General features: G+C 67.3%; 5 protein-coding genes. 3 read left to right on the top strand and 2 right to left on the bottom strand.

Going from position 1 to position 11,781, the window contains the following annotated elements; translation table 11 throughout:
• Positions 1 to 51: 51 nt before the first annotated feature.
• On the top strand, positions 52 to 5,772 hold the full coding sequence (locus QPK29_RS31465; RefSeq protein ID WP_371771551.1) for an alpha-2-macroglobulin family protein: 5,721 nt from the start codon (positions 52 to 54) through the stop codon (positions 5,770 to 5,772).
• Positions 5,772 to 7,955, top strand: a complete 2,184-nt coding sequence (gene pbpC / locus QPK29_RS31470) for a penicillin-binding protein 1C (RefSeq protein WP_371771550.1) — start codon at positions 5,772 to 5,774, stop codon at positions 7,953 to 7,955. Before QPK29_RS31465 ends, pbpC begins: the two co-directional genes overlap by 1 nt.
• Here pbpC and QPK29_RS31475 read toward each other — a convergent pair.
• On the bottom strand, positions 7,865 to 8,878 hold the full coding sequence (locus QPK29_RS31475) for a 5'-nucleotidase (protein ID WP_371771549.1): 1,014 nt from the start codon (positions 8,876 to 8,878) through the stop codon (positions 7,865 to 7,867). The two genes, pbpC and QPK29_RS31475, sit on opposite strands and share 91 nt — an antisense overlap.
• A gap of 170 nt (positions 8,879 to 9,048) precedes the next feature.
• On the opposite strand from QPK29_RS31475, the gene QPK29_RS31480 reads away from it, so the two are divergent.
• The gene (locus QPK29_RS31480) at positions 9,049 to 9,567 is read left to right on the top strand and encodes a lytic transglycosylase domain-containing protein (RefSeq protein WP_371771548.1); all 519 of its coding nucleotides are present in this window, start codon (positions 9,049 to 9,051) and stop codon (positions 9,565 to 9,567) included.
• A 479-nt stretch (positions 9,568 to 10,046) separates the two neighbouring features.
• Here QPK29_RS31480 and QPK29_RS31485 read toward each other — a convergent pair whose 3' ends face one another.
• Positions 10,047 to 11,567, bottom strand: a complete 1,521-nt coding sequence (locus QPK29_RS31485) for a glycohydrolase toxin TNT-related protein (RefSeq protein ID WP_371771547.1) — start codon at positions 11,565 to 11,567, stop codon at positions 10,047 to 10,049.
• Positions 11,568 to 11,781 lie beyond the last annotated feature (214 nt).

Here is an 11,781-nt window from a genome sequence, read left to right on the forward strand (position 1 = left end):
CCGAGTTTGCAACACTCAGCCTTCGTCCGTCCGCCATCTCCCGGAGAACCCATGGTCGTCATGCGCCGCCTGCTGTGCTTCGTCTTGTTGTGCTGTTGGTCGGGCGCGTGGGCGCAGACCACCGTGTCCGGCTTTTCGCCCGAAGGGCAGGTGCGGCGCGTGCGCCAGGCTGTCGCGCGGTTCTCGCAGCCGATGGTGGCGTTCGGCGATTTGCGCGCCGAGACCCCGTTCGACGTCGCGTGCGCCGTGCCGGGCAGCGGCCGCTGGGTCGATGCGCAGACGTGGAGCTACGACTTCGAACGCGACCTGCCGGGCGCCACGAGCTGCCGCTTCACGCTGAAAGCCGGCGTGCGCGACCTGGCCGGACAGCCGCTGGCGGGGACGCAGGCATTCACCGTCGCCACGGGCGGCCCGGCCGTGCTGGAAACGCTGCCGCATGAAGGCGCGTCCGGCATCGACGAGAAACAAGCCTTCGTGCTCGCGCTGTCCGCGCCCGCGTCGGCCGACAGCATCCTGAAACAGGCGTGGTGCCGCGCGGATGGCGCCAGCGACAAGATCGGCGTGACCCTGGTGCAGGGCGCGCGGCGCGAACAGGTGTTGGCGACGGACCGCTGGTTCGTCCGGCAAGTCGTCGCCGCGGACCGCGGCAAGGAAGACATCGGACCGTACACGGATGCGCAACTGCGCGCCGACGACAAGGCCGGCCGCCTGGCCCGCATCGTCGTGCTGCAATGCCGTCGCACGTTGCCGTCGAATGCGGAAGTCGCCCTCGTCTGGAGCGCCGGCGTGGCTGCGCCGAACGGCATCGCGACGGCCGGAGACCAGACGCTCTCGTTCAAGACGCGCGCCGATTTCACGGCCCGCTTCAACTGCGAGAAAGTCAACGCGCGGTCCCAATGCATTCCGTTCCAGCCGATGCGCGTGGACTTCAGCGCGCCCGTGCGCGCGGCCGACGCGGCCAGGGTGTATCTGGAAGGACCGGGCGGCAAGCGCTGGCCGGCGCGCATCGACAAGGAAGGCGGACGGACGCCGGACTTCGTGGGCCAGGCCAGCGTGCCCGGGCCGTTCCCGGAACAGGCAAGATTCACGCTGCACCTGCCGGCCGACTTGCGCGACGATGCGGGCCGGCCCCTCGTCAACGCGGGCCGCTTCCCGCTGGCCGTGCGCACGGGCGAGCAGCCGCCGCTCGTCAAGTTCGCGGCGCCGTTCGGCATCATCGAGGCAAACGGCGACCGCCTGCTGCCCGTCACCGTGCGCAACGTCGAGGCGCAGCTCGCCGGCCGCATGCACACGAACGGCGTCGCCATGCGCCTCGACGCCAGCCGCACGGCCGACGTGCTCACGTGGCTGCGCAAGGTCGCGGGGCCGCACGGCGGCCTGAATCCCGGCCAGCCGGAAGGCGACCAGCTGAAGGTGTCGATCTTCAAGGGCGCCAAGGCAGACGCGCTGCAGCGCTTCACGCTCCCGAAACCGCTCGGCCGGCGCGCGTTCGAAGTGATCGGCATCCCGCTGCGCCAGCCCGGCTTCTACGCGGTCGAACTGGAAAGCCCGCGCCTGGGCGCCGCGCTGGATCCGAAAAGACGCACCGCGTACGTGCGCAGCGCGGCCCTCGTCACGAATCTGGCCGCGCATTTCAAGCTCGGCGCGCAATCATCGCTCGTGTGGGTGACGTCGCTCGACAAGGGGCAGCCCGTCGCGGGCGCGCGCGTCGAAGTGCGCGATTGCGGCGCGCGGCTGCTGTGGACCGGCACGACGGACGCCGCCGGCATCGCGCGCATCCGCCAGGCGCTGCCGCATGCCCGCTGCAAGGAGGGCGGCATCTACGTCGTGACGGCCGCGCGCGGCGACGACTTCACGTTCACCCTGTCCGACTGGCAGCAGGGCATCGAGGCGTGGCGCTTCAACCTGCCCACTGGCAGCCGCGACGAGGACAGCCGCATCGTCGCCACCGTGTTCGACCGCACCCTGCTGCGCGCCGGCGAGACCGTCCACATGAAGCACTACCTGCGCCGCCGCACGCAGCAGGGTTTCGCCTTCGTGCGCGCGAAGGATCCGGCGCCGAAAGAAGTCCGCGACTGGCGCGCGCAGGAACTCGGCACGGACAAGACGGCGTTGCCCGCGCGCGGCTTCCTCGTCCACCAGGGCAGCGGCGAGAAAGTCGAGTTTTCCCTGCGCTGGGATGCGAACGGCAGCGCCGAGGGCGAGTGGGCGATCCCGGCGGAAGCGAAGCTCGGCGTGTACGACGTGCTGATCGGCGGCCAGGTGGCGGGCGATTTCCGTGTCGAGCAATTCCGCGTGCCGACGATGAAGGCGCAACTGGCGGGGCCGAAGCATCCCGCCGTGGCGCCGCAGGCCGTGACGCTCGATGCGCAGGTGAGTTACCTGTCGGGCGGTCCCGCGGGCCTGGCGCCGGTAAAGCTGCGCAGCGTCGTGCAGGACACCGGCGTGCAGTTCGCCGACTACGACGAGTTCGCGCTGGGGGCGGGCGACGTGCGCGAAGGCGTCGTCGACCAGGGTAGCGAGGGCGAGGACGAGGCGGAATCGGAAGGCACGCCCGGCCAGGAAGTCGCGCGCACGCAAAGCCTGCAGCTCGACCGCGCGGGCGGCGCGCGCATCGTCGTCGACAAGCTGCCGGCGATCGAGCGCCCGAAAAGCCTGCTGGCCGAGTTGTCGTACCAGGACGCCAACGGCGAGACATTGACGGTCTCCACGCGCGTGCCGCTGTGGCCATCCGCGTACGTTGTCGGCATCAAGCCCGATGGCTGGCTGCTGCGCCGCGATGCGCTGAAATTCCAGACCGTCGTGCTGGACGTCGCCGGCAAGCCCGTGGCGAACGTGCCGGTGACGGTCGACCTGCTCAAGCGGGCGACCTATTCGCACCGGCGCCGTCTCGTCGGCGGCTTTTACGCCTATGAGCACAGCGCCGAGATCAAGCGCATCGGCGAGGCGTGCAGCGGCACGACGGACGCGCGCGGCCTGCTCCTGTGCAACGTGAAGGCGCCCGTCGACGGCGACCTGATCCTGCTCGCTCGAGCGACCGATCCGCAGCAACGCGTGGCGGCCACCCATCGCGAGGTGTACGTGGCGGGCGATGAGGAACAGTGGTTCGCGAACGCGGACCACGACCGCATCGACCTGCTGCCGGCGCAGAAGCGCTACGAACCGGGCGAGCAGGCACGCTTCCAGGTGCGCAGCCCGTTCCGCCGGGCGACCGTGCTCGTGACCGTCGAGCGCGAGGGCATCCTCGACACGTACGTGCGGCGCCTGTCCGGCCGCGACCAGACGATTTCGATTCCCGTAAAGGCGAGCTATGCGCCGAACGTGTTCGTGTCGGCCCTCGTCGTGCGCGGGCGCGTGGCGGGTGTGCAGCCGACGGCGCTCGTCGACCTGGGCAAGCCCGCTTATAAACTCGGGATCGCGCCGCTCCGCGTGGGCTGGAAGGGGCACGAACTGAAGGTCGACGTCGCGGCCGATAAACCCGTGTACAAGGTGCGCGAGCGTGCGCAGGTCACGATCCGCGTGCGCGACCCGGACGGCACGCGGCCGGCGGCCGGTACGGAAGTCGCCGGGGCCGCCGTCGATGCCGGCCTGCTGGAACTGATGCCCAACACGAGCTGGAATCTGCTCGAGACGATGATGCACGAGCGCAGCCTGCAGGTGGAGACGTCGACGGCACAAATGCAGGTCGTCGGCAAGCGCCACTTCGGCCGCAAGGCGTTCCCGCACGGCGGGGGCGGCGGCCGCGGCGCCGGGCGTGAACTGTTCGAGACGCTGCTGCTGTGGAAGGGCAAGGTCGTCCTCGATGCGAACGGCGAGGCGAAAGTCGACGTGCCGTTGAACGATTCGCTGACGTCCTTCCGCATCGTCGCCGTCGCGAGCAGCGGCGCGGGCCGGTTCGGCACGGGCGGCACGGACATCCGCACGTCGCAGGACCTGATGCTCGTCTCCGGCCTGCCGCCGCAGGTGCGCGAAGGGGACCGCCTGCGCGCCGGGTTCACGCTGCGCAACGCGTCCGACCGGCAGCTGGCCATCCGCCTGGACGCCGGCGTGACCGCGGACGGCGGCAAGGCGCAGGCGCTGCCGCCCCAGGACATCGTGCTCGCGCCGGGCGAATCGCGCGAAGCGGGCTGGGATTACGCGGTGCCGGCAGGGGTATCGAGGCTGCAGTGGGACGTGGCGGCGGCAGGCGAGGGCGCGAGCGACCGCATGCGCGTCACGCAGCAGGTGAACGTCGCCGTGCCGGTGCGCACCCTGCAGGCGACGCTCGTGCAGATCGACGGCACGAAGACGATGCCCGTCGAGCGTCCGGCCGATGCGCTGCCGGGCCGCGGCGGCATCCGCACGACCCTGCAGGCGCGCCTCGGCAGCGACCTGCCGGGCGTGCGCGACTACATGACGGCCTATCCGTACACGTGCTTCGAACAGCGCACATCGCGTGCGGTGGCGCTGCAGGACAAGGCGATGTGGGATACGGTCGTCGCGACCTTGCCGTCGCACCTGGATGGCGATGGCCTGGTGAAGTATTTCGCACCGATGGACGAGGGCAGCGACGTGCTCACGGCCTATGTGCTGTCGGTGACGCATGAAGCGGGCTACGCGATCCCGGACGAGCTGCGCGGCCGCATGGAGGCGGGCCTCGCCGCGTTCGTCGAAGGGAAGATCGTGCGCGGCAACGGCCGCGCGACGGGCGAACTGGCCGTGCGCAAGCTGGCGGCGCTGGAAGCGCTGTCGCGCGACACGGAGGTGCAGCCGGCCATGCTGGATTCGATCGAGGTCCAGCCGAACTTGTGGCCCACGTCCGCCGTCATCGACTGGTATCTGATCCTGAAACGCACGCCGGCGCTGCCGCAGCGCGACCAGCGCCTGGCGCAGGCCGGCCAGATCCTGCGCGCGCGCCTGAACCTGCAAGGCACGACGATGGGCTTTTCGACCGAGCGCGCGGATGGCTGGTGGTGGCTCATGACGTCCGTCGACGTGAACGCCAACCGCCTGCTGCTGGCGACGCTGGACGATCCCGCGTGGAAGGTCGACGCCGGCCGCCTCGCGCGCGGCGCCCTGGGCCGCCAGCAGCACGGCCACTGGGACACGACGACGGCCAACGCCTGGGGCACCGTCGCGCTCAAGCGCTTCTCCGAGACCTACGAGCGCGAGCCGGTGACGGGCAGCGCGAACCTCGTCGTCATGGGCGCGGATGCAAAACCCGTCAGCTGGACCGGGACCGTGCCCGCGACCGTGCTGCAGGCCTGGCCGCAGGGCCGCGGCACCTTGACCATGCGCCAGCTGGGCAGCGGCAAGCCGTGGGCGACGGTCCAGAGCCTGGCGGCCGTGCCGTTGAAGGCCCCGCTGTCGTCCGGCTACCGCATCGCGCGCACCGTCACGCCGGTCGAGCAGAAGGTCAAGGGCACGTGGTCGCGCGGGGACGTCTACCGCGTCCATCTCGACATCGATGCGCAGTCGGACATGACGTGGGTCGTCGTCGACGACCCGATCCCGGCCGGCGCCAGCGTGCTCGGATCGGGCCTGGGCCGCGATTCGCAGATCGCGACGGCCGGCGAACGCCGCACCGGCTGGACGTGGCCGGCGTTCGAGGAGCGGCTGCACACCGGCTACCGCGCGTACTACGAATGGGTGCCGAAGGGCCGCTTCACCGTCGAGTACACGGTGCGGCTGAACAACGAGGGCCGCTTCGCGCTGCCCACCACGCGCGTGGAAGCCATGTACGCGCCGGAAATGTTCGGCGAAGTGCCGAACGCGGGCATGACGGTGCAGTGATGAAGATCCTGGCCTGGCTTCTGCTGCTGGTGGCGTTGCCGGTACATGCCGCCGTGCCGACGCCGCAGGAAGTGAAGGCGGCGTGGCGCTCATCCGACACGACCCTGCTCGACCGCCACGGCGAGATCCTCGCCACGGTGCGCGTGGACATGGCGGGCCGGCGGCTCGGCTGGGTGGCGCTGGACGACATCTCGCCGACGCTCGGCCGCGCCGTGCTGCAGGCCGAGGACCAGCGCTTCATGGAACACGGCGGCATCGACTTCCAGGCCATCGGCAAGGCTGCATGGGACAACCTGTTCGGCCAGCAGCGCACGCGCGGCGCATCGACGATCACGATGCAGCTCGCGGGCCTGCTCGATCCGAAGCTGGCGCCGCGGTCGAAGGGCCGCACGTGGGCGCGCAAATGGGACCAGGCGCTCGCCTCGCGCGAACTGGAAGCCGGCTGGAACAAGCGCCAGATCCTGGAAGCCTACCTGAACCTGGCCAGCTATCGCGGCGAGCTGCAAGGCATCGGCGCTGCCGCGCGCAACCTGTTCGGCAAGGCGCCGTCCGGGCTGGACGCGGGCGAGGCCGCGATCCTCGCGAGCCTGTTGCGCGCGCCGACGGCGCCGCCGCGGACGGTCGCGAAGCGCGCCTGCGCGCTCGCACGCGAGCTCGCGGGTGAGCTCGAACCGCGCACGGATTGCGCGGCCATCGAGTGGGAAGTCGACGCGGCGTTCGCGCGCACGGCATCCGCGCCGGCATCCGCGCCGACGGGTGTGACGCCGCAGTTCGTGCGCCGCCTCGGCGGCGCAGTGGGCTCCAGTTCGGGCAGTGTGGTGCGCAGCACCCTCGACGCAAGCTTGCAGCGCTTTGCGGTCGCTACGCTGCGCCGCCACCTCGCCGAACTGGCCGAACGCAACGTCGGCGACGGCGCCGTGATCGTCATCGACAACGCCAGCGGCGACGTGCTGGCTTATGTCGCGAACGGCGGCGCCGGCGAAGTGGATGGCGTGACGGCGCTGCGCCAGGCCGGGTCCACGCTGAAGCCGTTTTTATACGAGCTGGCGCTGGAACGGGGCCAGTTGACGGCGGCGTCGCTGCTGGACGACACGCCCGTCGACATCCCGACCGTCGGCGGCCTGTACGTGCCGCAGAACTACGACCACCAGTACCGCGATGCGGCGTCGGTGCGCACGAGCCTTGCCGGCTCGCTGAACGTGCCGGCGGTGCGCACGCTGATGCTGACCGGGCTCGAACGCTTTCACGAGCGCCTGCGCGCGCTCGGCATCACGAGTCTTACCGAGGCGCCGGAGTTCTACGGCTGGTCGCTGGCGCTGGGCTCGGGCGACGTCAGCCTGCTGGAACTCGCGCAGGCCTATCGCACCTTGGCGAACGGCGGCGTGCAGGACGGCAAACGGCGCGTGCTGGATGCGCGCGCCAGCTTCATCGTGGCCGACATCCTGTCCGACCGCGCGGCCCGCAGCACGACGTTCGGCCTCTCCAACGAACTCGCCACCGGGTTCTGGAGCGCCGTCAAGACGGGCACCAGCAAGGACATGCGCGACAACTGGTGCGTGGGCTTTTCGGACCGCTACACGGTCGGCGTGTGGGTCGGGAATTTCGACGGCCGCTCGATGTGGGACGTGTCCGGCGTGTCCGGCGCGGCGCCCGCGTGGCGCGACGTGATGGACTACCTGCACCGCGACCGCCCGAGCAGGCCGCCCGCCGCGCCGCCTGGTGTCGTGCGCCAGACGGTCCGCTTCGCGCCGGCCGTGGAGCCCGAGCGCAGCGAATGGTTCGTGCGCGGCACGGAAGTCGCGCTGGTCGAGATGCTGCCGCCGGCGAAGCGCGCGCCGCGCATCGTGTATCCGGCCGCGGACAGTGTCATCGCACTCGATCCGGACATCCCGGCACCGCTGCAGCGCGTGAGCTTGCGTGCCTACGGCGGCGCGGGCCTGCGCTGGCAACTCGATGGTACGGATGCCGGCCCGGCCGATCGGGGCGCCACGTGGGCGCCGCTGGCGGGGGAGCATGAAGTGAAGCTTGTGGGAGAGGATGGCCGGGCGGTCGCTGCCGCCCGGTTCGAGGTGCGCGGAGCGGCGGCTCCCGGTCAGCTGGCTTCGACTCTTTCGACCAGTACCGGCGGTTCCGCGATCAGGTCGAGCGGCAACGGCGTGAACAGCGGCGAGTCCGAGCGGTAGGGCACGCGTCCGGATGGGACGTGGCGCGCGGCCGGGTCCAGGTGCAGGTCCTGGTCGTCGAAGAACAGGTGCGCGCGGAATGCCTTGACGACCTTCGACTTCGGCACGCCGCCGAGGAAGAAGATCTCGTTCACGTACACGCCCCAGTGGCGCAGGGTATTGATGACCCGCATCTCGGCCGGCGCGCTGCGCGCCGTCACGATCGCGATCCGTACGGGCGACACGTCGGCGCCGAACGGCAGCCGTTCCTGCAGGCGCGCGAGCCGGCGCAGCAGGATCGCATACGGACCATCCTGCATCGGTTCGTTCTGCTTCTCGTCCTCGATCGTGTGGAAGCGGTCGAGGCCCTCGGTCTTGTAGACCAGTTCACTGGAGTCGTCGAACAGCACGGCATCGCCGTCGAAGGCGATGCGCACCTGGTCTTCCGGCGGCGCCTCGGCCGCGTGCGGCGGCGGTTTCAACACCGCGGCGGCACAGGCCTGCGCATCGATCACGCGCTGGGCGTCTTCGACATTCGTCGTCAGGAACAGGTCGACGGCGAAGGCGTCCAGGTAATCGACGACCGACTCGCCGCCAGTGAACGCATGGCGCGAAATCGGCAGGCCGCGCGACCGGATGTTGTTGAAGACGCGCACGCCGGTCTCGGGGCTGTTGCGCGACATGACGACGACTTCGACGAGCGGCTTCGCCTCGGACGGCGCATAGCGGTTCAGGCCGAGCAGGGCGCGCACGAGGGCCATGCCGGTGCCGTCGCGCAGCGGTTCGTTCTCGCGCTCCAGCATGTAGGCGCGATATTCCTCCAGTGCGCTTTGGGGATTCTTGATGGATCTGGCTTTATAGATGGCGTCGGCTTCCGCCAGGTCGAACAGGGCGGTGGCGGAGATGCCGACCACGAGGGTATCGGAAAGGTCGAGGGGAGGCATGGCGGTCGGATTCCTTGGTGGCGGAACGGGAGCATTCCAAACGGAAATTATCGCGGTCAGGGTTGAAGGATACTTGAGTTCAATCGATCACCCCGCCTGAGCGAGCGCAAACGACGCATGCGGTAAGGGTAAGATCATGAAGCGCATGACGTAACGAGACAGGTGACGACATGGCCGACCAGATGGTGTGCACCGAACCCCTCGCGCGCCTGCGCGAGATCCGCCGGCTCGTGCACGAGAACAACCGCTCCTGCCTGCCGGACGAGCTGATCGTCTGCCAGATCTACATGGAATCGCGCTTCGACTCTTGCGCCCAGCCGGCGGGCAGCAGCGCGCGGGGTTTGATGCAGTTGCTGAAGGTGGCGAACCGCGAACTGTTCCGGCTCGATAATCTGTGCAAGCCAACGTCTCAGCGCTGCGCCGAGCCGGCGCTGTATGCCGAAGCGGATGCGTTTCACGCGAGTCCGGCGTTCATCGACGAGGCCACCAATATTCAGATGGGGACGCGCTATCTGCAGGCGTTGATCGACCGGGCCAGGCGCGAAAAGCGGGCGGACCCGATCGTGGAAGCGTACATGGATTATCGCGGCGTGCGGAACGGGATCTATTACCGCAAGATCCGTGCGGCGGCGGAGAGGATCAAACGTGATCCGGACGATTTCGGGGCGCTGCGGGCCATGACGGCGTGAGCGGGCGCGCAAATGACAAGTGTTTCGTTCGGGCCGTTGCCTCTTGTTTCAAATACACACCTTCGACAGCAGCATTTTTCGGGCTACGCGCGCATTATGCTTTTAGTGGAACAAGCCCTGCATCATCCAGCGGACTACCGCCATTGAAATGTTGAATGTTCTGTGCGTCTTCGCTGGCCCAACGGGGTGTAGTTGAACTAGGTTGTACTCTCCATGGCGATGGGTGTGACCACGCGTTCGAATCAGTCTGCATGAGTGATCTGCAACACTCGAAGCAACTGCTCGTCCCTAGCCCCAGCCCTTCCGGCATCAACATCAACGGAGACATTTCCGCAGACGCAGTACTCATTGTCCGAAGGGTTCGACCGGAGAATGCTCCAGCAGTTAACGCATTGGTAGAACGTCCGGTCGGAGACTGGTAGCGCCGCTCCGATGACATGGTTTAAATCTACGATGACTAACTTGTTCTTCGACATAATTTATTTCCTCGGAGGTCGGCAACGATTTGGCATTTCGACCAGTTCTCCCGCGTCTAGATGCGATTGAACGCTTCGCGGAAGCTGATATTGAGTTCCATTCCCTGGCTGATTGAACCATGGTTCTGCTGGGCCGCCTCGAACGCCGTTAATAGGCTTCTTTACCTCACATACGTGGTATTCCACGTCGTACGAGGCAGCTGGAAGTGCGCGGTCACCGAAGGGTGTACCTGCGGGCGCGACAAAGCCACCTGTCGGCCGTCCAAAGCGGTCGATCTGAGTGCCGGGTGAAAGCGTAACTGTAGAGTCTTTCCCCGCCGCAAACCCAAAGTTTGCAGGCCATCCCGGGTCTTTGGCAAACCGTCCTCGCGCGTCGCGCCATCGGCCCTTGTGGTCCTTGTCAACCGTAGCCGGGTTGGAAGGGCATCTGCTTAGACCGAGGGTGTCGAGCCAGCCGGTAGGGTTCGGCGCGTACTGATGAAGATTCAACCCGCCAAGCAGGCCGATCGGGTCACGCGAAATAAACCTGCCGGCATGCGGGTCGTAGTAGCGATGCCGATTGTAATGCAGCCCCGTCTCTTCATCAAAGTACTGCCCCTGCAACCGGAGCGGATTGTGAATCCCGGCCTTGTACGCCGCGTCGCTGATTGCCTCCTTCGCCTGCCCCCACGCCTTGTATTGTGCCGACCATGCAACCTTGCCTTCGCAATCCGTCAACTCCTGCGGGGTTCCCAAATGGTCGCATTGATAAAAGGCGATCTCGTCCTTACCGAACGGTTCGGTTTCCTGCTCAAAATCCCCGTTCCATAGAGGATCGAGCGCAATATCGTACTTGCCATCGTTGCCCGCCATCAGCGCCTTGACATCGGTGGTGGGCGCTAGTTGAAGTGCCCCGTTCCGACTGACCTGCACCAACGGCACGAAGCTGTCGCGCTCATATACGTAGTGCACCGTTCGTTCGCTGGCAGCACAGCCCTGATACACGCTGCTTTCCAACGCGAGTGTGTCGCCGTCCCAACCATACAAGGTCCGGCTCGTCTCCCGGAAAACAGTGCCTTCTATCGCCTGGCTGTGCTTGGCAATACGCCGTCCCAGCGGGTCGTAGGCAAAAATGGTGACCCCATGCCAGGTCGTGGCGCGGGTCATCCGGTTAAACGCGTCCCATTCATATTCCGACCGCTTACCGTTCTGCACGCGTTCCACGAGGTTGCCGCGCTCGTCGTAGCGGTAGCTGACGCCGGCAGATTCCTTGAACAGGTTGTTCAGCAGTTTTGGCAGCGGGGCACGACGGGCCATGGGTTCCTGCTGCGCGATATCGGCTGCCTGGATGTTGCCGGCCGGGTCGAACCCGAAGATTTCATGGCCCAATGCGCTGTTTGCCGCCAGCAGCCGTCCGACCGGGTCGTAGCGATATTCGATGCGGCCGCGTCGGCTATCCTCCAGGCTGGTTAGCGCGCGTCTGAACTTGCGACGAAGTTCTTGAATGTAGTGATTAAATTGCGCGTATACAGTGACAAAACGCAAGTTTTTGCATCACGCGGCGGTAGCAGATGGGCGGCTGCGCATCGCAAAACGGCACAGCAGATAAGAGAGGAGAACTGCAGCGCAAAACAAAAAAGGCGTCACGATCACTCGTAACGCCTTGCTTTGCTACTGCTGAATATAGTGGACCCCGAATTTGAGACGGTGGTTTAAGCTGTCGTCCGCGAAAGGATGACAGCGAATGAGTGAAGGTAAA

It is taken from the genome of Massilia orientalis (assembly GCF_030411975.2).
Lineage (GTDB): Bacteria > Pseudomonadota > Gammaproteobacteria > Burkholderiales > Burkholderiaceae_D > Telluria > Telluria orientalis.

Bases quoted from the DNA above. Each gene is read 5' to 3' on its own strand.
- QPK29_RS31465 (WP_371771551.1), top strand. From the start codon at position 52: ATGGTCGTCATGCGCCGCCTGCTGTGCTTCGTCTTGTTGTGCTGTTGG.
- pbpC (WP_371771550.1), top strand. From the start codon at position 5,772: ATGAAGATCCTGGCCTGGCTTCTGCTGCTGGTGGCGTTGCCGGTACAT.
- QPK29_RS31475 (WP_371771549.1), bottom strand. From the start codon at position 8,878: ATGCCTCCCCTCGACCTTTCCGATACCCTCGTGGTCGGCATCTCCGCC.
- QPK29_RS31480 (WP_371771548.1), top strand. From the start codon at position 9,049: ATGGCCGACCAGATGGTGTGCACCGAACCCCTCGCGCGCCTGCGCGAG.